We start from the raw sequence: 23,769 nt of genomic DNA, 5'->3' as shown, positions 1-23,769 counted from the left end.
TTTAAAATTTCAAAACAGATAAATTACCAAATGTATCAAAAATACTATTTTGACTTATTGCTACAACGATGAGGATAGGCACATGCCCTGTTAAATATCGTCCAATAGCAGGTCCATGAAGTCTAGAAGGCGGTAATTGAAAGAAGTCTCTTTATTTTTTTTGGAAGGAGGAAATACAGAAGAATTGAACTACATATTAACAATCAATGGCAAAAATTCCCCAATAATTGGTGAAATGCGACAGGGGTGATACATTCCTATAACCATAATTACCATTATAAGTACAATATTAAAAAGTCATCTTAAAATGATGGCTTTTTTCATGCTGATTTTTAGGTGTTTTGGCTGTTCAGGATAACATTTTTAAAATTAAAATTTGACAAAATAAAATAAAATATGTATGGTTGATTAGTCGACTAATCAACTGTTATTTCGCTGAAAAGGAGAAATACAATGAAAGTTAAATTAAATGATCAATCGCCTATTTTTATTCAAATAGCCGACATGGTAAAGGATGCGCTTGTTGAAGGTGTGATCAAAGAAGGCGAGAAGATTCCTTCTACTACAGAGTTATCAAATTTTTATCAGATTAATAGAGCAACTGCTCAAAAAGGTGTCGGGATTTTAGTTGATGAGGGAATTGTTGAAAAAAGACGTGGAATTGGTGTATTTGTTGTCCCGCATGCTCGCGATAAATTAATTAATGAAAGAGCGCAAGGCTTCTCTGAAACGTATATTAAATTATTAGTTGAAGAAGCGAAACGATTAGAAATGTCTAAAGAAGAAGTAATGGAGAAGGTGAGTGAATACTATGACAATCATTGATGTACGAAACGCTAATTTTAAGTATAAAGATGAGTTGATTCTAGAAAACATAACATTCAATGAAGATAATCCTGTTATAACAGGATTATGGGGCAGAAATGGTGCAGGAAAGACAACGTTAATGAAATTATTATCCGGCCAAGAACGTGAGGTTTCAGGCAAAGTATCGGTACTGGGTACACATCCGTATAATAATAGTGCAATTTCAAAAAAGATTAGCTATTTAAGGGAGGATCATTATTTTGGGAAAAGTTGGACTGTGAAAGATGCATTGCATTTTGCTGCCCTTTTCAATGAAAATTGGAATCAGGACGAAGCGGATGCACTGATTGAACAATTCAAGTTACCAAGAAAAAAGAAAATTACTTCCTTCTCTAAAGGGATGCATACGATGATTCAGCTTGTCATTGGTTTAGCAAGTCATTCGAAAGTGACAATTTTTGATGAGCCAACAAACGGTTTAGATGCTCATGCACGTAAACAGTTCTTTCAGGCTTTAAAGGATTCTTACGATAATGATCCGCGTTTTATTTTGATTTCTTCACACCACATTAATGAAATTGAACCACTATGTGAAAAGCTAATGATTATATCAGACCACAGCATTAAATTTCACCAACCAATTGAATATTTTCAAACACAAGGTGTCAGTATGATGGGCAAAATAGAAGATATAAAAAGAGTCGTTAAGCCTGAAGAAATTTTGGAAACAACGCATATAATGGGGCAATCCAAAGTGATGGCTGATATTGCCTTAACAAAGGAACTACAAGTATCCTGCGAACAGAATAATATTCAATTAGACAAAGCATTGATGCAAGATTATCTCGTTAATATAACGTCTTAGGAGTGATATACATGAACGATTTAAAAGGTCCAACTACAATCATATTAAAAGATTTAAAAATACAGTTTTATATATTTACTGCTATTACACTAGTGTTAGTAACCATCTATAATATGGTCGGCTATTATGTAAGCCCGGATAATTTTTATCCCTTTATATCTGGACCGATCTATGGCATCTTGTTATTCTTACCGTTTTTTATGTTTGGCGATGCATTTAAATCTACGATCGGACTTGGGGGTACCCGTACCAATTATTTAACCAGTCTTATTATCAGTTACTCGTTATTTATAGTTTCATTGATGATTGTTCATAATGTTTTATTCCAACTGTCTGAATTAATAACAGATAAGACGGGGAGTACAACGCATATTTTCCACTTTGCTAGTTTATTCGGGGCATCAAACGCGCTATCCTATTTCTGGGTGGATGTACTTATTGGTATCTTTTTCGTTGGAACAGGTACCATTGTTTCAGCTGCTTTATACCGCTTTGGTTATATATGGATGTTAGGAATAGCATTAGGTATAAGTGTTTTTGGATTTCTTTGGTTTACACTAGGAGATGTGAGTGGGATATTGAAGTGGACATTGGAAAATATGTATTTGTCACTTCATTTATTAGGTGGGTTAGGTATTGTATGTATAGTACTCACATATCCGCTCATTAAACAGGTCACATTAAAGCTTTAATTCAATGTGGATTTGGACTTGGACTTCTGATTCATAAGGTAAGTTGAGCTAGTAATATATAGTGGTGGAAGTTTACGTGAATGTAATTAGTATATAAAATAACACGTCTGTTGATTAACCATTTTCTTGCATAAAGGGCAGGTAAGAAAGGCTTGAAAAACTCAATTTTTCACTGAATCATTTCCGGTCTGCTTTCGGCGAACTATTCATGACATCTTTGCTGGGTGACAAGTATGGCTAGAAATGACTACGTCATTCCTAGCCATACTTGTTTTGGTCATCCTGTTGCGAATAGTTGCCTGTCGCGTTCCTACACTATTCAAGTGAAAAATACAGCTACTTTAGAAAAAAAGAATAGATGACTTAGTATATAGGTTATAAGTGCCCGAAGATACAATTTCGAGCACTCTAGTACTTTGGACAATGTGTTCCATGCTTACTTTTAGTAAAGAGTACGCTTCTTATCATGCGATGGACTATAAGAAAGTGCCTCTTCCTTAACTAAAAAAGACAAGACTATGGAGAAGACTTCAGCCGCCAAAATTGTATCTTTGGCGGCTATTAGCCAGATTAGAATCCTCGCTATTCTTTCGTCCCGAAAAGCATTAGCACTTTGTGTACTAATGCATTTGGATAGCGCCGGATGAATAAGCACCATACGATTATCGGAAAAATATGTAGGGATGCGACGAAGTCGCATCCCTACATATCAAAACATCTCGGTAATCGTATAGAGGTCGTTCAATCCAAAGCAATCCAGAAGTAACTGTACACGAAGCGTCTAGTATTTGATTCAGTTAGTTACTGGTTGTTTTTGGTCAATCAACACTTGTGATGTATAACATTTGTTGATTGGACCAAACTTTGCATTTTAGCTTTATTATCAATAGTTTCAATGCCGAAATTAATAAATGTAAATTAAACCCAATGAATAATGAATTTCCTTTTCATTTACTTGAGATGCCTCTAATCCATAAAAGACTAGACCAATAATGGTAATTGGTATCACACTTCTTACTAAATTATTAGTATCCATAAAAAATGTTGAAGGGAACTTTTGTACGAGCCCAGAGACTAACCCAAACACAAATATTAACAGTGGAATTCGTAATTTCCACTACACACTATCTACGCCTTCCCCTTAGTATGATTGAAAGCATAACATTACTTAACAATTATTATGATTTTAATAGAATTTATCAACTAGAGCTCTTCTTTATATCTATTGTAGCTTTAATTTAAAACCCTCACCTTAGATAAATTAATCCACATATAGATTCTCTTGCAAAAATTTGTCTGCGAGTTTAACGTTTTCCTTTAGGTATACAGGTAAGTCTGTATGAGCAAGAATTTCTGAAGTAGTCATCCAGATTACTTTATCAACTTCTTCATTACTTTTAGCGTAAGGCTCTCCAGATTTATGATGACATAGAAAAACAATATCTACTACATTGATCCCCGATTCAGTAACAAAAGAAGAACTATTTACGTACCTTAAATCAGTAACTTCGCAGCCTACTTCTTCAAGAATTTCCCGTTTCAATGTTCTTTCTAGAATATTAGATGAGTCGCCTTCTATTTCGCACTTTCCACCAACTAGCGAAAGAGAACCCCCAGCGTGTTCTTCATTTGCACTCCTTAAAATTAGTAACCATTTACCATTGCGGTGTATAGCGCCTTCTACATTCACTACAAACATAATCTAGCCCTCCTAAAGCTCTATTGTTATCTGCTTTAACCTTACCACTTGGAAAACTTAAAACCTACCATTTATGGTATGCTTGGTCATGGTTTCCCTTATAGTTTGGGATTTGGACAGAATTACCCTTGTCTATATTTATAAGGTCTTTTTATTAGTTTGATAGTTGAGTATTCCGCATTACCCATAAAGTGAGCAGTTCATTTTGCTTGATCATTTGATTTCATTTTCATGAAACACTAGTAATATAATTTAAACATACTGTACGGAGGTGGATGCCATCTCTCAAGAAGGTTTTTACTATGCGAAACAGGTACGATTGACTATGTCATTGAGAACTAAAGCAAACTTGTATTTGACTTTATTCGGACTTTAAATTTTGTAAATGATAGTGTCAAGATGGAGATATAGGCGGTGGGAAAAAGGTAGGTATTACTATATTATGCCAACGACAGACCCTCTTCAGGAGTTGATATCATACTATGATTGTGGAAGATCATCTTTTACTTTGGAACCATGCATCGCTAAAAGTACTTGAGGTGAAGCGGATTGAGCTGCCGATTGGCGAGCAGCTGCACGCATCTCAACTTTCTGCGAGTACTCTAATTTACACAATTCAAGGTCGTGGCAGGTTGCTATTGGACGGGGAGGAGCAGCATCTGGAGAGCGGATATGTTTGCCACGCTGGCAAGGGCGCTGTTCTTACTATCACGGATATCGCCGATCATCTGAGCTATTATATGATTCAGTATAAGGCCACTCTGCCGCTGCCGTGTTGCCAGGATCTGCTTCAATTAATGGATCACACGGAACCGTTTGAAATCCAATATGGTTTTGCAGCCCTTCATGCTGCCTCGCTGCTCATTATCTTAGCTCGTATGGAGCAGGAATGGAGCCAGCCGGAAGCGATGGCAAAGCTGCAGGTGAAATCGTTGTTTTATCAGTTCGTTTGCGAGCTGATGAGGGAACTGCAGCACCGGCGTTTGAAGCATGCTTCACCGGATATGGTGCTACTTGCTACTAGATATATGGATGAAAACTATGCCGAACCAATCACAGTAGACACACTTGCAGCTCTATTGAATTGCAGCTCTCGAGCGATGCAGCGGATGTTCAAAAAGCGTCTGTCGCTTGGGCCGATTGACTATCTGTTGCAAGTGCGCATGGACAAGGCAAGGGAATTGCTCTGCCGCACAAATACAGGGCTCAAGGATATTTCCCTAGCAATCGGTTATGTGGACAGCTACTATTTCAGCCGCTTGTTTAAACGCCACACAGGTGTTTCTCCAAGTACATATCGAGAATTGATGCTACATTCCAGAGGTGATAAACCAGAGGCGGTTACTGTGAGCTCACTACAGGCGGGGACAGATCCACTGGATACCGCAATCCGCCGCTCACGGCGATTGGTTATCCATCTAAAAGGCGAACTACAGTTGGAACGGCAGCCTGAGAAAATTGCCGTACTAGATCCCCAGTTTATGGACCATATGCTGGCCCTAGGAGGACAGCCGGCCGGAAGCGTCATAGTGAGCGGAGATCTAAATAGCTTTCCTGAGTATCTGACTAGCAAGCTGGGCGTGGTCGAGAACTTGGGCACTAAGGATGAACCTGATCTAGAAGTACTGCGTGCCATGTTGCCTGATCTTATAATCTGTACCGAGTTCCAGAAGAGCATTTACGGAAGCCTCGCGCAGATAGCACCAACCATCATGCTTGAGCGGAACCGCGACTGGAGAGAAACATTACGAATCATCGGGCGTATTATGGGTAAGGAACTGGAGGCAGAGCAGGTCCTACAACAATATAAACAAAAAATCGGTAGGCTGAAGTCGGACTTGGCGATAAAGATGGAAGGGCAGTCGGTATCAGTCATTCGACCGCGGGATAACAACATAAGATTGCATACAAGCGTTCATCGTACAGCGGCGATTCTATACAACGATCTGGGGTTGCATCCACCGAAGCAAGCGGTTGACCGCAAACGGACTAGCTCGATGATTTCTGTGGAGGGGTTGCCGGAGCTGGATGCCGACCATTATTTTGTATTGACCGACAATAATTTTCAACTATGGTCGGATGAGATCCAGAACACGACTACCTGGAAAAGTCTGCGTGCTGTGCAGCAAGATCATGTTTACCAAGCCAAAGTTAGCATGTGGATTGCTTATTATGGTCCGATTGCGATGAATCGGGTGGTGGATCAGGTGGCAAAAGTGTTCTTGGATGCGAAATAGCCATATTTGTTGTAAAGAGTAAGGAATAACTGACACTATAGCAATCTATATCTTATAAAAACACTTTTGTTAGGGGCCACCAAACCTTACAACAGTGTTTTTTATGTCGCAATAATCCATTGTATTTGTCGCAAACATCCATTGCCGAGAGTGGCTTGAGTCGTTATAGTGAGATGGGTGATGATGATTATCATTCTCAATTATATAAGTGGAGGGGTTACATATATGTTTTCAAAAATCAGTTCGGTATGGGTCTTTAGTTTAGTTTTAGCTCTGGTTATGTTGCTGGGGGCATGCTCAAACAGTTCAAATCAAGATAGTACTAGCACGGGGGATCAAGAGCCAGCTACTACTGACGGAGTGGATCCGGTACAGGAATCACCGGTCACAATCCAGCATCTCAAGGGTGAGATGACATTTGAGAAAGTACCTAAGAAAATTGTCGTGCTAGACGTCCAGTATGCGGATCAAATGCTGGCACTGGGCAAGCAGCCAATCGGTAGCGTAATAGCGGAAACCGACAACGCGCTACCGGAATATTTGGGCGATAAGATGGACAATGTCTCATTACTCGGAACGTATGTAGAACCGAATTTGGAAGGAATCCTTGCACTAGAACCGGATCTCATTATCGCTACGGAGTTCCATGATGCGATCTACGAGGATTTACTCAAAATTGCACCGACACTTACGCTAGAGCGCAATGAGGATTGGCAGACAGTCATGTTGAAGTTTGGGCAAATTTTGAATCAGACCGAAGAAGCGCAGCAGTTGGTGGATGATTACAAACTGAAAGTGAGCGATCTAAAAACGACATTGGCTGACAAAATGAAGGGCCAAACCGTAGCTCTGATTCGACCTAGGGATAAAATGATTCGTCTCCAGACGACATCTCATCGTACCTCACAAATTTTGTATGACGATCTGGGCTTGACTCCACCCGAAATGGCAGTCAACAGCACGGATTCAAGTACGATGATTTCAATTGAAGTCTTACCGGAGCTGGGGGCAGATCATATGTTTCTGCTGCAAGACGATACGAATATGGAACTGACATCTGAATTTCAAAACACCTCAATTTGGAAAAATATGAGCGCGGTTACGACCGAACAAGTGTATATAGAGGACACAGCGCAGTGGATTGGTTATTATGGACCAATTGCCATCAATTTGGTTGTCGATCAAATCGCTGATGCACTTAACTAAATCTTTGTGGACTGAGAATCTAAGGGGGATTGCGGATGACTAAGCATTCCAAACTTGTACAAAATGAATGGGATTACTTGAGCCAACATTTTGGCTTATGTGAACAAGCTGCAATCAATTGTATTTATTCGGTTAGCACGTTGGACTTGGTCGACCCGGAAATGTGCTCTGATTATCTGGATAGGCTAACCGTGCTTCTTCAGTCTCCCTCGAGGATGATTACAGCTTCGCAATTTTTGAAAAGGTATGCCTTCCTAACCTCAGTTCCGTTGCTATATGCCATGTCAGTGTATAATAAAGGGCTAGATTTATCGGTCGAAAATTGCTCGCTTGAGTCATCATCGGGTCACTCCTGGCTGGAGCATGTCAGTCTTGTTGACGTCGATGCCACTATGCCTGAAACTAACGAGAGGCATGTTTGGCGCGATACTGTTATTAAAGCGTGTTTTGCCGAAAATCTAGGCAAACTCATACAAGTGATGTCTAGAGTTGCCAACGTGCCAAAACCTATTCTATGGGAAAACGTAGCAGTTCGTGTGTTTTCGCTTTACGAGAAACGAATTGGTGTAACAGAGGATCAGCAGGAGCAAGCGTGGGGCAAGGCAGACTTTCAGTACCTGATTCATGAGGCTCCTGGTGCGCTATTCGGGGAAAAGCAAAACCCATTAAGCCGCTTTTATGGCGAACATACATCTTCATACGTCTCTAATCCGCCTATGCGAGTTCGCAAAACCTGCTGCTTCTACTACGAGCTCTCCTGTGTTGAAGAATACTGCTCTAACTGTCCGAAAGTTAGAGGTTAAGGGATACAGGTATTGTAAATTCAATAACAGCATACGAATTGAAAAGCACCCCGAATTATTAGCTAAAACTAATAATTTGGGGTGCAGTTTTTTATATCCACGGTTCCTTATTCTCTATATCTTATAGCTAATCCTTTTAAGAAATTCCTTGCGTATCTGTCAAGGCACTCTTTATAATTCTTGTGTCCTTCTTTTCTTAATACAGCACCTAATTCACCTTTTGTTATAACGACTCCTGCTTCTTCTAATATTTCAAGCATATCATCGCTTGTTAATGATAGTGCTATTTTCACTTTTTTTAGAAGGATATTATTAACGCTTTCATAATTTTTTATAGCCAGTGCCGGTTTTTCAGCTTGTCCTGGTTTTGGATCTTGTTGCCCTCTTTTGAAAATAATAAAGCCATTTAAAAATGAATCTAACATACTATTACTACACTTTAAAGTCCCTTCATTTTCAGCTGCATCATGGTAATTGTCATCTGATTTTATGAGCAACATGGACACTTCTTCTTGTGTTACTTCAACGCCGCCAAGTTTAAATATCTCTACCATAACCGAGTCTTTTATATCTAAAGCATATCGTAATCTAATTAATATATCATTATTATTCATTTATAAACCTCCAGTAAAATTGTTATATATGCACAATAGTTTCATCATTTTCATCATTTTTAACGTAGAAAAAGGCAATCAAAGTTAACCTAATAATAGCACATAAAATTAGTTTAACCTTTTTTTTGTTATATCAGACTTTAAAAAAGATGAATTCCCGTCTGCATTAAAAATTTAGAATAAGATGAGTGTGAAATCGTAGCTTTCCTCATCAATAAAATCCCTATATAATATAGTAGGAACGTCAATGCTTGTCCTGGTTGTGGACTGCATTAAATTATGAGGAATTATTCTTAGTGAAGGAACAGGTGTAAAATATATGAGTTTATTGACTGTAGCAAATTTAAGTCACGGCTTCGGGGATCGCGCGATTTTCGAAGACGTCTCTTTTCGGTTATTGCAAGGAGAGCACATCGGCTTAATCGGTGCCAATGGCGAAGGTAAATCAACGTTCATGAACATTATTACGCGCAAGTTAGAACCTGACGCGGGAACGGTAAGTTGGGCGAAGCGGGTGCGGGTCGGGTATTTGGATCAACACGTTGCATTGAAACAAGGGATGAGCATTCGCGATGTGCTGCGGACCGCTTTTCAATATCTTTATGACCAGGAGACAGAAATGAATGCGCTCTTTGCCAAGATGGCTGAGGTCGATGCAGATGAACTGGAGATCCTTCTTGAGGAGGCGGGTCAGATGCAGGAAGAATTGACGAACAATGATTTTTATATCGTCGATTCCAAAGTCGATGAAGTAGCGAACGGACTAGGATTAAATGAATTTGGTCTAGATCGGGACGTTCATGATTTGAGTGGGGGGCAGCGGACAAAAGTGTTGCTTGGTAAGTTATTATTGGAAAAACCGGACATTCTTCTTCTTGATGAGCCGACGAACTATTTGGATGTTGAGCATATTGATTGGCTACGCAATTATTTGCAGAACTATGCAAATGCTTTCATATTGATTTCCCATGATATACCATTCTTGAATAGCGTTATTCAGCTTATCTACCACATGGAAAATCAGCAAATCGCTCGATATTCTGGGGATTATGATGAATTTTTGCGCGTGCATGAAATGAAGAAGCAACAGGTGGAAGCCGCCTATAAAAAGCAACAGAAGGAAATTTCAAACCTTAAAGACTTCGTGGCACGTAACAAAGCGAATGCAGCGACGAGTAAAATGGCTATGTCCAGGCAGAAGAAGCTAGATAAGATGGATGTCATCGAATTAGATGCCGAAAAGCCGAAGCCACAATTCTCCTTTAAACAGGCAAGGACCCCGGGGAAATATCTGTTCGAAACAAAGGAACTTGTGATTGGCTATGATGAACCGTTGTCAAATGCCTTGGATCTGACGATGGAACGTGGGCAGAAAATCGCTTTGTCTGGTGCGAATGGTATTGGGAAAACAACTCTCTTAAAGAGCATTCTAGGAGAAATCCCTGCACTTGCCGGTTCTGTTACTCGTGGTGACCATCTGGAAATCGGGTACTTCGAACAGGAAGCGAAGTCGGAAAACAACAATACTTGTCTTGAAGAAGTATGGGAAGCTTTCCCGCATTTCACACAATACGAAGTACGTGCCGCCCTTGCACGATGTGGATTAACGACCAAACATATTGAGAGTAAGGTGAAGGTGCTAAGTGGTGGAGAAAAGGCGAAAGTACGTCTTTGTAAACTGCTAAACCGCGAAACAAATTTACTTGTCCTTGATGAACCGACAAATCACCTTGATAGGGATGCGAAAGAGGAATTGAAACGTGCCTTAAAGGAATACAAAGGCAGCGTGCTACTTATTTCTCATGAACCTGATTTTTATGATGGCCTTGTAACCGATGTTTGGAACGGAGAAAATTGGACGACTAAGATGTTTTAAGTGGTTTGAATCAAGGTATCGATGTGTCAAATATACATGGAAGCTCAGCCAATCACGTTTGTTTGTGACGCAGGTATCTTAAATCTTACCCCCAACTATTTTGGTTGGGGGTATTTTATCATGCCTGCAAAATGCTTTCGATCACAGGAACAATTTCTGGCTAAGCAACATAGCTCAGTATACTATTTTTTGAAAAAGCCTAAACAGTTATGTTTTTGGTAACATATTTTGTAATAGTGATAGGGGGTGAACTAATTGTCATTTAATAGAAATGGATGTAAAATATGCTGCCCGATTTATCGGATTCCAACATCATCGAAGCAGCAAAGATTTATCTGCGTGTCAGGAGTAGCGGGAGCAACAGGGCCACCTGGAATTACAGGTTTAGAAGGACCGGTTGGAGCAACGGGACCTCCTGGAATTGCAGGTTTAGAAGGACCGGTTGGAGCAATGGGGCCTCCGGGAATTACAGGTTTAGAAGGACCGGTTGGAGCAATGGGGCCTCCGGGAATTACAGGTTTAGAAGGACCAGCGGGAGCAACGGGGCCTCCCGGAATTACAGGTTTAGAAGGACCGATTGGAGCAACAGGGCCTCCCGGAATTGCAGGTTTAGAAGGACCGATTGGAGCAACGGGGTCTCCGGGAATTACGGGGGTCAGAAGGACCGATTGGAGCAACAGGGCCTCCCGGAATTACAGGTTTAGAAGGACTGGTTGGAGCAACGGGGCCTCCCGGAATTGCAGGTTTAGAAGGACCGATTGGGGCAACGGGGTCTCCCGGAATTACAGGTTTAGAAGGACCGGTTGGAGCAACGGGGCCTCCCGGAATTACGGGGTCAGAAGGTCCGGCGGGAGCAACAGGGCCTCCCGGAATTACAGGGTCAGTAGGGGGAGTACTAGCTTTTGCAGATTTTTTTGCGTTGATGCCTAATGATAATGCAGCAACAGTTGCTCCTGGTACAGACGTGGGGTTTCCGCAAGATGGACCTACTAGTGGATCGGATGTTGTCCGTGCTACCTCTGATTCATTTACCTTAGCTGCAATAGGCACTTATCAGATTTTGTTCCAGGTAAGTGTGACTGAAGCGGGACAACTGGTTTTAACTCTCAATGGCGCTGACCTAGCCGATACGGTGGTAGGGCGAGCGACCGGAACTTCTCAGCTAATAGGAATGGCTCTTGTGCAAACGACAGTCAACAATTCAATACTCACTGTACGAAACCCAACTGGCAATTCCACAGCACTAACCGTTTCACCTCTCGCAGGAGGAACGAGACCTGTTTCAGCTCACCTTGTTATTACGCGACTCCAATAGAAGTCGACATACTCTCTATATCAAAGCTGGTTGCCGGCAGGCAGGCTTGTTAGGCAGCTTTCGAACCCTCTATTAAATTGTTGCCCTCAGTATAAGAAATCTCTCCTTAACCCACATTACGTTAAATAAGAATCGTTGGCTGAATTGAATGAAAAAACTAGTTGATTAATGTAGTAATAATAAAATCAATGAAGTATAGAGACCTTCCAATAGAGGGTTATTTCTTGTCGATGAATATTTTGGGATTCTAAAGTGATTCCGACTAAGGTTCCCGAGGTTTCTTGGGCGTGATACATTACAAAAGTCGATTCAACCCTTAGTGGTTTAGTCGGTTTTTGTTGTTTTGAAATAATGGAAATGGCGTGAATAAAACGTTTGATTTCTAACAGTAAAGGCAGGTACAAGTAAATGATTCATTATAAGCAGAGGAGATGAGGCATGGGAAAAAGTCCTTGAATTCAGGTACCTAAATTAATTCCAAAAGAAAAAGGATTTGCTACAATATCAAGTATGATACATATAACTGAGTTGAACATTTGAATAAGATATTTTAAAAGTAAAGGCTATTATTTTATCCGATATTAGTAATAGAGCGATCATCAATCAAGTGGGAAAATGCTGCGATTTTCTATCTTCTGGTGCCGGGATATTTAGCAAGTATATAAAAGTCCACTCACTATATTCTAGAAGAAGGGGGAGTATTTATACTTTCCTCTTTTGAGATTGAAAATAGACGACTTAATACGATGAGTGATACCGCAATCTCCGCAGTAGCTTCCAAAAACTTTTTATCACTTTCCGAACCGAATCAATTTGATTCGGTTCTTTTTGCTTGCTGAAAATCTCCTCACTTCCCGAAAAGCTAAGAAAGTATAGTAAATGTTAAAAAAGTGCTATTGATAGCGCTTTCATATTGAATTTTCAGAGTTTATGATTAAGTAGTAAATACTTTTTATTCAAAAAGAGAGGGGTAAAAAAATGATTAAGAAATTTAAGGGGTTAACATTTTTGGCAATCTTGATGGTGTTCGCACTCGTCGCAGCTGGATGTAACAATGACGGAGGTAGTTCGGTTGACGTAGGTATTGTATTACCGACGAAGGATGAACCTCGATGGGTACAGGATGAGCAACGTTTCAAGGATGCATTAGCAGATTCAGATTATTCAACGGAAATTCTATTTAGTCAAGGATCTTCAGCGAAAGAAAAAGAAAATGTCGAGGCATTATTAAATAAGGGCATCAAGGTATTAATCATCACTCCTCATGATGGTGCGGCGGCTGCATCTGCAGTAGAAGCAGCGAAAAAAGAGGGTGTAACTGTTATAGCGTATGACCGTTTAATTACAGATACGGATGCAGTGGATTATTATGTAACATTCGATAGTTTAGCAGTAGGTGCTGCACAAGCACAGTATTTAGTGGACAATGCACAGGGGTCTGACGTTCCGCTTTACCTTTATGCAGGTGCGGCTTCAGATAACAACGCATTTTTATTCTTCGAAGGGGCCTGGAAAGTGCTTCAACCGAAAATTGCAGATGGTACCTTTAAAATTGCTAACTCAAGTGAAGCAGAGGGGTTAAAAGATTCAGCCGAACTTTCGCGCGACCAACTGGGAAAAATTATTGGTCAAGTTACAACGAACTGGGATGCAAATGATGCGAAAAACAAAGCGCAAACACACTTAACAGCTGCGGGTGACGACTTAAAAGGTGATGTTGCAGTTCTAGCTCCGAATGATGGAACAGCTCGGTCAATCGCAGACGTATTTGCTTCTGATAGTGTAATTTCAAGTTACTTTGTGACTGGGCAAGATGCAGAGAAAGCATCTATCCAATATATAATCGACGGAAAACAGTCGATGACGGTATTCAAAGACGTTCGTGCACTGGTGAAAGATGCGATGGGTATGGCAGTTGAAATCTTAGATGGCAATACACCAGAAACAACAGGTTCTTATGATAATGGTTCAGTTGAAGTTAAAGCGAAACAAACGGATGTAATCGTGGTGAATGAAGATAACGTGAAATCTGAGCTAATCGATTCTGAATACTACGAGGCAAGCGAATTCACAGGTTTAGAGTAAAAGTATCACATTGGAAAATGGAAAATAGTGATAGTGTAATCTATCACTATTTCTCCATTTCTATTTTGTTTGGGTTAGGGAGGCGATAGAATGAGCGAATATATTTTAGAGATGAATGACATATCTAAAGAGTTCCCGGGAGTCAAGGCCCTATCGAACGTGAATTTCAAAGTGAGAAAAGGAGAAATTCATTGTTTGGTTGGTGAGAATGGTGCAGGAAAATCGACGCTGATGAAAGTGTTGAGTGGAGTCTATCCATATGGCACATACGACGGAGATATCGTATTTGAAGATCAAGTTCAACAGTTCAATGAAATTAGCGATAGTGTGAAGGCTGGTATTGGCATCATTTATCAAGAGTTGGCACTTTTTCCGGATTTGTCCGTCTATGAAAATATATTTGCAGGCAATGAAGTGAAAAAGGGTCCGTTCGTTGATTGGAATCAAACAATCGTTCAAGCTACGCAGATACTGAAAAAAGTAAAGCTAAAAGTGACGCCGGAAACACTGATTAGGGAATTAAGTGTAGGAAAACAACAGCTCGTAGAAATTGCCAAAGCATTAAGTAAAGATGTAAATCTGCTGATTTTAGATGAGCCGACGGCAGCACTGAATGAAGATGACAGTGAAAATCTGTTAAAACTCCTAAAGGAATTAAAAAGCCAAGGAATTAGCTGCATTATGATTTCTCATAAGCTGAAGGAAGTTATCGAGATAGCGGATAAAGTAACGATTTTGCGGGACGGCAAGACGATTTGTACGCTAGATGCAAGTAAAGGGGAAGTAGTGGAAAATGTCATTATCAAAAATATGGTAGGACGTGAAATCGAAGACATTTATCCGAAACATCCTGATAAGAAAATCGGGGATACTGTCCTCAAATTAGATAACTGGTCAGCGTATGACACGCAACTAGGAAGAAATGTTGTGAAAAACATCAATCTTCACGTGAAAAAAGGCGAGATTATTGGGATCGCTGGTCTGATGGGGTCCGGTCGTACAGAACTTGCTCTTAGCATTTTTGGGAATCCGAAAAACTATAAGTTACAAGGGGATTTAGAAATTCAAGGGGCGCCAAAAGTACTGAAGCATACAAGTGATGCGATTAAGGCTGGTATTGCGTATGTGACGGAGGATCGAAAAGGAGACGGATTGTTTTTATTACAGGATATTAAGAGTAATGTCTCGGCGGCACATCTGAAAGGTATTTCGACGAAGGGGATTCTCAACTTAAATGAAGAAGTGAAGGTTGGTAAAGAGTACAAAGATTCGTTGTATATTAAAGCGAGTTCACTAGAGCAAATAGTTGGCAAATTGAGTGGTGGAAACCAGCAAAAAGTCTCGCTTGGGAAATGGTTGTTTACTGGACCTAAGATTCTGATCTTAGATGAACCGACAAGGGGAATCGATGTTGGGGCGAAATTCGAAATTTATACGATTATGAATCAGTTGATTGACGAAGGTATGAGTATTATTATGATCTCCTCTGAACTTGGTGAGGTGCTAGGGATGAGTGATCGTATCTATGTTATGGCAAATGGCGCGATCAAAGGAGAACTGGCCATGAAGGAAGCGACACAAGAAGCGATTATGGAACTTGCGACGCAATAGGAGGGATAACGATGGGATTTTATAAAGAAACTAAAGCGCTCGTCAAAGCCAATATTCGAGATTACGGGATGTATATTGCGTTAATCGTTATTTTGTTAACATTTACGATTATGACGAACGGCTTGTTTATGTCTTCTCGAAACATAAGTAACTTACTGGATTCTGCTGGTTATATTGCGGTTTTGGCGGTGGGGATGACCCTTGTTATCGTCATTCGTCATATTGATTTATCGGTGGGCTTTTTAGCAGGATTTCTAGGTGCGATTACAGCCATTTTCTTGACGCAAATGGGCTTGTCAGTATGGATTACTATTCCGCTGATTTTAATTTTAGGTGCTATCATTGGATTATTTAACGGGGTATTAGTTGCTAAAATTGGAATTCCATCATTCGTTGCTACGCTGGCGGGGATGTTGATTTTCCGTGGTGCACTCCTTCAGGTTACAGAAAAAACGGGAACGATTATTGTTAGGGATGAACAATTCAATGCGATTGGGAATGGATTTATTCCATCGATTATGCAAATTAATGGCTTGCATCTACTGACGTTATTAGTAGGGTTTGTCGGAGTACTTTTATATATATACAATGAAATCGCCAATCGTCGTAACAAATTGACGTATGGCTTTGATGTAATGTCTACGGGGATATTTAGTGTAAAGCTTGTTTTGATATCAGCGATTATTGCTTACATTACTTGGATTTTAGCTGGCTATAACGGATTTTCTTGGACGGTTGTCATTATAATAATCGTTGTCATAGTTTATCACTTCTTAACGACTAAAACAGTACTCGGTCGTCACATTTATGCAGTCGGTAGTAATCCTGAGGCCGCGCATTTGAGTGGGATCAATGTACAAAAGATTACATATATCGTCTTCGGTTCCATGGGGATGCTCGCGGCGTTATCAGGAATTCTATTTACATCTCGGCTTCAATCGGCAACGACCACAGCTGGAACTCTCTTTGAGCTTGACGCGATTGCAGCGGCATATGTTGGTGGAGTATCTTCTGCAGGTGGTGTCGGTAAAGTAACAGGTGCTATTATCGGAGCCATCGTGATGGCCTCGTTATCGAGTGGGATGAACTTACTAGGTGTAGGAATTTCCTATCAATATATGATTCGCGGTGGTGTTTTAGCTGGAGCGGTAATCTTTGACGTCATGACACGGAAGCAACGGGGTTAAAAGAGAATAGTAGAATAACTGGGCACCCTATTTGTAGGGTGCCTGATGTCGTTTTGTAAGACATTGTTAATTCCTAGACAGGTTGATAAGATGAAAGAAACAAGCTTTAGGAAAGGGGAAGGGATATGCGGAAAAAAGTTGTTTTAATACTTGTCGCACTCATTATGATTTTTAGCTATTTGACTATTGTATCCGCAACTAAAGCGTATCGTTTAACTAGTGATAGGCCAGCTAACCTCCCCATTTCCCTGGAATCTATTCGTCTCGTGCTCATTACCCAAGAGCTTGATACTCCATTTTGGAATAAGGTTGGCCAAGGGGCATTGAAGCAGGCACAAGAAGAAAATGTTCAGCTTGAAGTGTGGGGAAGCTATGGAAATAACCAAGATGATTTTTTGAAGACAATGGAGATTGCGATTCATTCTAAGGTGAATGGTATTATCGTTCAGGGGCTAGATAATGAAGAATTTAAAGAACTGACAAAGGTTAAGGCGGCTTTTTATGGGATTCCTATCATTACCATCGCTAATGATGTACCAGTGGAAGAGAGCTTGCGAAAAACATATGTTGGTTCAGATCAATTTGGGGCAGGACAAATGGTTGCTCGTCAATTGATAAAAGAAATGGGCACCACAGGAGAAGTGATTATACTTGGTGATCAAGAGCAAGCATATTATCAAAAAGAACGTTTAGCTGGTATCCAGAATGTATTGGGTGGCTATCCAGACATCGAAATGATTGTTAAAGGAACGGCAGATGCAAAGGAACAAGTAATGACAACGACGCAACAGCTGATGAATGAAGTACCGCGAGTCACTGCATTTATAGCCATCAATGCAAATTATACAGGTCCAATGATTCAAGAAATCGGAAGACGTACTCAAGTAGAGCCGTATTATATTTATACCTTCGATGACGGCGTTGGATTAACTGCCCTCTTAGAGCAAGGCAAGATCGATGGAATTTTGGAGCAAAAGCCAGAAGCGATGGGCAGCGAGAGTGTTAAGCGGTTGATGGAGTGGATTTCTGGCGAGACCGTCCCGCTCGATTCAAATGGTTACCTCACTGAAACGCGCATGGTTGACGCGGAAGGTGAAGAACTATGATGACGATTCAAAAAAAGATTTGGATACTCGTTTCCGTTGTGTTGCTGATAATGGGAATTATTTGGTTGACGCTTACATCCTATAATCAGAAAACTCAGGAAAAATCCAATGATATTTTACAACGCTATTTGCGGATGAATGAAGTAACAACAGCAAGTCAGCAAATAATTACCAACTTAAATAACTATTTACTTGACCCAACAGCTAATCATAAGCAACAGATAGAGAAAAGCGTAGCCGTTATTGAGGAGGTACAACAGGATGTAGCGGAGCTGCGGAATGTGGAAAATGCATTTTCAATAACCAATTATATTCATTTAATCGATAGTCTTATTGAGACGACGAATCGCTCCATTATGTTTTCAGAGGAGCAAGAAATGGAAGGGTCGACGAACGAATTTAATGAAGCAAACCGTATTTCTATGTACATATCTGAAATGACCTTAACGATTTTAGACCGAGAGCTGAAGACCTCTAACCGGTTTTATCGAGGTATTATCAAGCAATCGGAGGAGTTGAAAAAGCTAGGAATCTGGCTGTTGCTATTGATTACTGCTGTGTTACTTTTGGCTATCTACTGGTTTTCACTTAGTATTACGCGGCCGATTCATCAGCTCACGAAGGCCGCTAACGCATTGTCTCAAGGTAGTTTTAATCAACAGATTGAAGTGAAGTCTAATGATGAGATAGCCTTTTTAGCAAAGACCTTTGATGAGATGCGTGTAAACATTAATGATTTAATAGTAGAAATTCAACAAAAGGCACAGCTCGAGCATGAGCTTCAGCAAAGTAAGTTGTTATTGAAGGAGAGTCAATTTAGAAGCTTGCAGAACCAGATAAATCCACATTTTTTATTCAACACATTAAACACATTGTCGAAAAAGGCTTATTTAGATGGTGCGGAGGAGACGAGCGATCTTATAGTCAGTGTAGCCGGCTTGCTACGTTATAATTTGAAGCGGATTGACCGCTCTGTGACGGTGTATGAAGAAGTAGTCGTTTTGAATCAGTATATGGAAATCCAAAAGGCTCGTTTTACGGATCGCTTACAATTTAAATCTGACATCAACGAATCTTGCTTAGATGTAAAAATTCCGGGACTAACCCTTCAACCCATCATTGAAAATGCGGTAATTCATGCTATTGAGCCGGAGCAGGATGGAGGCATCATTTGGTTTAGGATTAAGAATGACGGTCCATGGGTCATCATTGAAATCGAGGATAGTGGGCAAGGGATGTCCCCAAAGAAAGTGGAGCAGTTGCTGAAGGGGCACATTATACCAATCGAAGGACATTCTACAGGAATAGGCTTTCAAAATGTGGTGAAAAGATTGCATTTATTCTATGGAATAGAGGATTTGGTCACGATTGAAAGTAGAGAAGGTCGGGGGACAAAGGTGGTCATACAAATTCCAAGGGCCAGGGAAGAGGGAAATGATGATGAAGCTTCTAATCGTTGATGATGAACCGATTGAGCGAGAAGGGATGCAGGCAATCTTACAAAAAGCGTTCCCTGAACTTTCCATTTACCAAGCAAGGAATGGGGAAGTAGCAATAGAATTAGCAGATACAATTCAACCAGATTTGGTCTTAATGGATATTAAGATGCCTGGTATGACAGGACTTGAAGCCTTAGAAAAGATTCAAGATAAGCATTCTACTATCAAATTTGTTATGGTGACTGCCTTTGATATGTTCGATTATGCGAGACAAGCGCTCAAGCTCGGTGTGAAGGATTACTTACTGAAACCCAGTAGAGCAAGTGAGATTGTTGCAACGGTAGGGAGAGTATTAGAGGAATGCAGGCTAGAACGTATTGCAGAGGCTACGAGCCAAATGCAGCATGAAAAGTGGCAAAAGGCGTTGACATTAGTCGAAACAGATATCGTGACACAGCTATTATTTGATCATGTTCATGAAGTTCATATCGATATGCTCGTCGAGATGCTAGATATTCGCTCTACTCATGAAAAGTTTGTAGTAGTAGTGTTGTTGCCAGAGGGAGCAGAACACTATTATGTGAGGATTAAGGAAAAGGTGCGTGAAGAGGGAAATGCTTGGGTAGGTGCGTTATATGGACGGCAGCTGCCCATCATTGTGTTTCGTGATCCAGTGAAATCCTTTCGTTCGCAAGCAATGACATTAGCCAAAGCGATTTTATCGTTGGCTAAGGAACAAATGAGCTTAGACTGGTTTATTGGGATTGGTCAGGTTTGCGAACCATTAGACGAGATTCGTCAGTCGTACCAAGAAGCGCTTATTGCGACTATGGATACAACGCTAGCGGTCAAGAGTCGGTTTTATGCTGACGCTCCAGTGCTCAGTTTAGAGACAGATAATCAGGTTATCAAGCAGCAGCAGAAAGACTTTTTTGACCAAATTCGTTTAGGGGACTGGGTGTCCATTCGCTCCGGGATATTGGATTTGATACAACAGCATGAGAATGAGGGGAATTCCCTAATTTACACGCAACAGCGAATGCTTGAGTTGCTTTGGATTGCGAACAGAGTGATGGATGAAATGGGAATGGAAGCGAATGCCCCATTTTTTTCGTTTCAAGCACAGGACTACCGACAATTGCGTACGGAGACGCTCCTGCTACTCGAACGGATGAATGCTGCGTATGAGGCACATTACGAACGAGTAGAGGCTGATAAGATACATCAAATTAAACAATTTATCAGTGAGCATTCACATAAAGACATTTCACTGAACATTCTCGCGCAAAAAGTCGATTTAAGCCCGATTTATATTAGTAAAATGTTCAAGGAGAAGTTGGGCATTAACTACATCGATTTTCTGACGGAGTGCCGAATTGAAAAAGCAAAGAAGCTATTGAATGATCCAGAGCGAAGCCTAAAAGAAATTACGTTTGAGGTCGGTTATCATGAGCCAAATTATTTCAGCAAGGTGTTCAAGAAAATGTGCGGAGTGTCCCCGAAGGAGTACCGAAAAACGTTATTGAGTAAAAAAGTTGAAGTCTGATAGGGGGCAAGTAGATGAAACGAAAGGCTATTATCGTATGGCTTTTGGGAATGATCTTGATACTAGTTACTTGTATAGCTATACCAAAGCAGACATTGGAGACTGTTGAGTTAGAAGAAACGATACCTTTTAGTGCAATCGACAGTCCAATCCGTATTGGATTTTCGATGGACACACTACTTGAAGAACGATGGCTGAGAGACCGTGATTTGTTTAAAGAAGCCGTTGAAGCACTAGGAGCAGAAATCGAGATTGTCGCTGCGAATGGAGATGATGCGCTTCAGATTTCACAGGCAGAGGCGCTCATTCAAAGCGGGATCGACCTTTTGGTAATTGTCCCACATAATGCTGAGGCAACAGCCGCGATTGTTCACAAGGCGCATCTTGCAGATATCCAAGTAATTGCCTATGATAGACTCGTCAAAAATGCGGATCTCGATCTATATGTTTCTTTTGATAATGAACAAGTGGGCGAAATGCAGGCGAAAGCCATCACTGCTCTCGTACCGAAGGGAAATTACGTCTTTATTGGTGGCGCGATTACCGATAACAATGCACATTTATTGAAAAAAGGTGTGTTCAATGTGCTGCGTCCCTATATTGAACGAGGTGATATTAAGATTGTCTATGATCAGTGGACGAAGGATTGGACTCCAGTGAATGCACAAGCCAATATGGAAGAAGCTCTTCGGACAACGAACAAGCAGATTGATGCGGTAATTGCTGCGAATGATGCCACGGCAGGTGGTGTTATTCAAGCACTTTCGGCTGTTGGACTAGCAGGTCAAGTACCAGTTGCCGGACAGGATGCGGATTTGGCAGGAGTGCAGCGAATTGTTACTGGAACACAAACGATGACAGTCTATAAGCCAATCAAGATGCTTACACAGGAAATGGCGAAATTAGCGGTTGCGATGGCAAAAGGTGAGAAAGTATCTGCTGAACAGAAAGTTAATAATGGGAAAATCGAAGTTCCTTCCGTACTACTAACACCAATCGCTGTAAATGAACACAACCTAGATAGTACGGTGATTTTCGATGGATTTCATTCATTTAAAGATGTGTATCAAGTAACATCGAAGTAAATCGGGTGTCCAACACTTAGCGAGAGACCATTTTTGGTAACTCTTGCTAAGTGTTTATTTTTCGTTGCAATACGAACGTGCATTCTATATGATGACTAAAAGAGGAGGGAACGAGTGTGCGTGTCGAGTTGGTTAAGTCAATGGAATGGAATCACGTCTCAGATATGATATCCGCGGTGAAAGACGATGCGATAGGCAAGCGAAGCATTAAAATACTACAAGTAGGTGATGTCTTATTTAGGGTCGATCGCTATTCACCAAAATCCAATCGTACATTTAAAATCGACACTATCCTTGCACTCGTTCCCGTTACTTCAAGAGAGCGGATTGTTGTATGATTGACTACGGTAAATTTCCAAATCGGCACATCGCCTGTATTGATATGGTGAGTTTTTATGCTAGTTGTATGGCTACGTTGTATAGCTTAGATGTACAAAAGGTGCCGATTGCGGTCGTTGGGAATCTTGAACGAAAAGGGTCTGTTGTACTCGCGGCATCGCCTCCAATGAAAAAAAGATTTCGCGTCAAAACAGGTTCTCGTTTGTACGAAATTCCACAACACCCTGACATTAGGCTATTCAATCCAAAGATGAGTTATTTTCTAGAAATGTCGATGGCTATTACATGCCTACTTCATAAATACGTTCCGGCTGAAGCGATTCATGTCTACAGTGTAGATGAAAGCTTTATTGATTTAACTGGAACCGAAAAGTTGTGGGGCGACCCAGTACAAACTGTTAAAGTTATTCAACAGGAAATAGTTGCGACGCTAGGCTTACCTTCAACGGTCGGCATGGGACCGAATATGTTAATGGCAAAGCTTGCACTAGATCTAGAGGCGAAGGATACAGGCTTTGCAAAATGGACCTTTGAGGATGTAGCGGGGAAATTATGGCCAATTTCTCCATTAAGTGAAATGTGGGGGATTGGTCGTCAAACGGAAAAAAGTTTAAACAATATGGGGATATTTTCAGTTGGTGATTTGGCCAATGCCGATTTACAAAGGCTTGAAAAAAAGTTTGGTGTAATGGGCAATCAGTTATTCCATCATGCGTGGGGAATAGACCTCTCCAAGATGGGTGCACCAATTCTTGAAGGCCAGGTTAGCTATGGGAAGAGTCAAATACTTATGCGAGATTATAATTTGCGGGAAGAAGTAAACGTGGTCTTGTTAGAGATGTGCGAGGATATCGCCAGAAGAGTAAGGGAAGAATACAAGGCCGGACGCACGATATCGCTCGGTATCGGATATAGTAAAAATGCTTTTGGTGGTGGATTTCGTCGTTCTCGTACTATTGTGGAAGCCACAAACGACACAATGAAAATTTATAACGTTTGCAAAGAATTGTTGAATGAAAATCATGGCAATCAAGCCGTGCGGCAGGTCACCGTTTCGATTACGAAGTTAGAAGATGAGCGTTCAATGCAATTAAGTTTATTTGACACGAAAAAGTGGCAAGTACGGAAGCTAGGTACAACAATGGATACTATTCGTACTCGTTATGGGGATACCGCTATATTAAGGGCGGTATCACTCACAAATGCAGGGACATCTATTAAGAGATCTACATTAGTTGGCGGTCATCAGGGATAGGA

The 23,769-nt window shown here is 40.7% G+C and carries 19 protein-coding genes; 17 read left to right on the top strand and 2 right to left on the bottom strand.

Going from position 1 to position 23,769, the window contains the following annotated elements:
- Nucleotides 1-453 precede the first annotated feature (453 nt).
- Genes MKZ26_RS05870 through MKZ26_RS05860 form a run of 3 tightly spaced genes read left to right on the top strand, consistent with a single transcriptional unit; the run spans nucleotide 454 to nucleotide 2,364 of the window.
- Entirely contained in the window at nucleotides 454-825 is a 372-nt protein-coding gene (locus MKZ26_RS05870) for a GntR family transcriptional regulator (protein ID WP_340765045.1), read from the top strand.
- Nucleotides 812-1,672: an ABC transporter ATP-binding protein gene (locus MKZ26_RS05865; RefSeq protein WP_340765044.1), complete on the top strand. Its 861-nt coding sequence runs from the start codon at nucleotides 812-814 to the stop codon at nucleotides 1,670-1,672. Before MKZ26_RS05870 ends, MKZ26_RS05865 begins: the two co-directional genes overlap by 14 nt.
- Nucleotides 1,673-1,683: 11 nt before the next feature.
- Nucleotides 1,684-2,364, top strand: coding sequence for a hypothetical protein (locus MKZ26_RS05860; RefSeq protein ID WP_340765041.1), 681 nt, complete (start codon nucleotides 1,684-1,686; stop codon nucleotides 2,362-2,364).
- Nucleotides 2,365-3,625: 1,261 nt separating this feature from the next.
- Here the strand turns inward: MKZ26_RS05860 and MKZ26_RS05855 are convergent.
- Nucleotides 3,626-4,063: an NUDIX hydrolase gene (locus MKZ26_RS05855; protein WP_067207987.1), complete on the bottom strand. Its 438-nt coding sequence runs from the start codon at nucleotides 4,061-4,063 to the stop codon at nucleotides 3,626-3,628.
- Nucleotides 4,064-4,545: 482 nt separating this feature from the next.
- Between MKZ26_RS05855 and MKZ26_RS05850 the strand changes: the two genes are divergently transcribed.
- The 3 genes from MKZ26_RS05850 (at nucleotide 4,546) to MKZ26_RS05840 (ending at nucleotide 8,309) form a co-directional block, all read left to right on the top strand.
- Entirely contained in the window at nucleotides 4,546-6,300 is a 1,755-nt protein-coding gene (locus MKZ26_RS05850; protein ID WP_340765039.1) for an AraC family transcriptional regulator, read from the top strand.
- Nucleotides 6,301-6,525: 225 nt separating this feature from the next.
- On the top strand, nucleotides 6,526-7,506 hold the full coding sequence (locus MKZ26_RS05845) for an ABC transporter substrate-binding protein (RefSeq protein WP_340765037.1): 981 nt from the start codon (nucleotides 6,526-6,528) through the stop codon (nucleotides 7,504-7,506).
- Between the two features lie 35 nt (nucleotides 7,507-7,541).
- Nucleotides 7,542-8,309, top strand: a complete 768-nt coding sequence (locus MKZ26_RS05840) for an IucA/IucC family C-terminal-domain containing protein (RefSeq protein ID WP_340765035.1) — start codon at nucleotides 7,542-7,544, stop codon at nucleotides 8,307-8,309.
- Nucleotides 8,310-8,416: 107 nt separating this feature from the next.
- Here the strand turns inward: MKZ26_RS05840 and MKZ26_RS05835 are convergent, their stop codons facing one another.
- Nucleotides 8,417-8,923 (bottom strand): YehS family protein, encoded by a 507-nt coding sequence (locus MKZ26_RS05835; RefSeq protein ID WP_067207997.1) that lies wholly within the window; start codon nucleotides 8,921-8,923, stop codon nucleotides 8,417-8,419.
- Between the two features lie 319 nt (nucleotides 8,924-9,242).
- On the opposite strand from MKZ26_RS05835, the gene MKZ26_RS05830 reads away from it, so the two are divergent.
- The 11 genes from MKZ26_RS05830 to MKZ26_RS05780 all read left to right on the top strand — a co-directional run bounded on the left by MKZ26_RS05830 (nucleotide 9,243) and on the right by MKZ26_RS05780 (nucleotide 23,767).
- Nucleotides 9,243-10,799: an ABC-F family ATP-binding cassette domain-containing protein gene (locus tag MKZ26_RS05830; protein ID WP_340765033.1), complete on the top strand. Its 1,557-nt coding sequence runs from the start codon at nucleotides 9,243-9,245 to the stop codon at nucleotides 10,797-10,799.
- A gap of 622 nt (nucleotides 10,800-11,421) precedes the next feature.
- Nucleotides 11,422-12,114, top strand: coding sequence for a BclA C-terminal domain-containing protein (locus tag MKZ26_RS05825; protein ID WP_340765031.1), 693 nt, complete (start codon nucleotides 11,422-11,424; stop codon nucleotides 12,112-12,114).
- A gap of 978 nt (nucleotides 12,115-13,092) precedes the next feature.
- Nucleotides 13,093-14,199, top strand: a complete 1,107-nt coding sequence (locus MKZ26_RS05820; RefSeq protein WP_067208002.1) for a sugar ABC transporter substrate-binding protein — start codon at nucleotides 13,093-13,095, stop codon at nucleotides 14,197-14,199.
- Between the two features lie 90 nt (nucleotides 14,200-14,289).
- Complete coding sequence (locus MKZ26_RS05815) at nucleotides 14,290-15,810, top strand: sugar ABC transporter ATP-binding protein (protein WP_340765029.1); 1,521 nt, start codon at nucleotides 14,290-14,292, stop codon at nucleotides 15,808-15,810.
- 11 nt (nucleotides 15,811-15,821) lie between these two features.
- A complete protein-coding gene (locus MKZ26_RS05810) occupies nucleotides 15,822-16,997 on the top strand; it encodes a sugar ABC transporter permease (protein ID WP_340765027.1) in 1,176 nt (391 codons plus the stop codon).
- A 125-nt stretch (nucleotides 16,998-17,122) separates the two neighbouring features.
- Entirely contained in the window at nucleotides 17,123-18,103 is a 981-nt protein-coding gene (locus tag MKZ26_RS05805) for a substrate-binding domain-containing protein (protein WP_340765025.1), read from the top strand.
- Nucleotides 18,100-19,563 carry a sensor histidine kinase gene (locus MKZ26_RS05800; RefSeq protein WP_340765022.1) on the top strand — a complete coding sequence of 488 codons (1,464 nt, stop codon included), beginning with the start codon at nucleotides 18,100-18,102 and terminating at the stop codon, nucleotides 19,561-19,563. The genes MKZ26_RS05805 and MKZ26_RS05800 overlap by 4 nt, the downstream gene beginning before the upstream one ends.
- On the top strand, nucleotides 19,541-21,088 hold the full coding sequence (locus tag MKZ26_RS05795) for a response regulator (protein ID WP_340765020.1): 1,548 nt from the start codon (nucleotides 19,541-19,543) through the stop codon (nucleotides 21,086-21,088). The genes MKZ26_RS05800 and MKZ26_RS05795 overlap by 23 nt, the downstream gene beginning before the upstream one ends.
- A 14-nt stretch (nucleotides 21,089-21,102) precedes the next feature.
- On the top strand, nucleotides 21,103-22,173 hold the full coding sequence (gene xylF, locus MKZ26_RS05790) for a D-xylose ABC transporter substrate-binding protein (protein ID WP_067208018.1): 1,071 nt from the start codon (nucleotides 21,103-21,105) through the stop codon (nucleotides 22,171-22,173).
- A gap of 116 nt (nucleotides 22,174-22,289) precedes the next feature.
- The gene (locus MKZ26_RS05785) at nucleotides 22,290-22,511 is read left to right on the top strand and encodes a transcriptional regulator (protein ID WP_340765018.1); all 222 of its coding nucleotides are present in this window, start codon (nucleotides 22,290-22,292) and stop codon (nucleotides 22,509-22,511) included.
- Nucleotides 22,508-23,767, top strand: coding sequence for a Y-family DNA polymerase (locus MKZ26_RS05780; protein WP_340765016.1), 1,260 nt, complete (start codon nucleotides 22,508-22,510; stop codon nucleotides 23,765-23,767). Before MKZ26_RS05785 ends, MKZ26_RS05780 begins: the two co-directional genes overlap by 4 nt.
- Nucleotides 23,768-23,769: the final 2 nt, after the last annotated feature.

Origin of the sequence: Sporosarcina sp. FSL K6-6792, assembly GCF_038004885.1 — a bacterium.
GTDB lineage: Bacteria > Bacillota > Bacilli > Bacillales_A > Planococcaceae > Sporosarcina > Sporosarcina psychrophila.
This window is presented reverse-complemented; position numbering and strand designations above follow the sequence as displayed.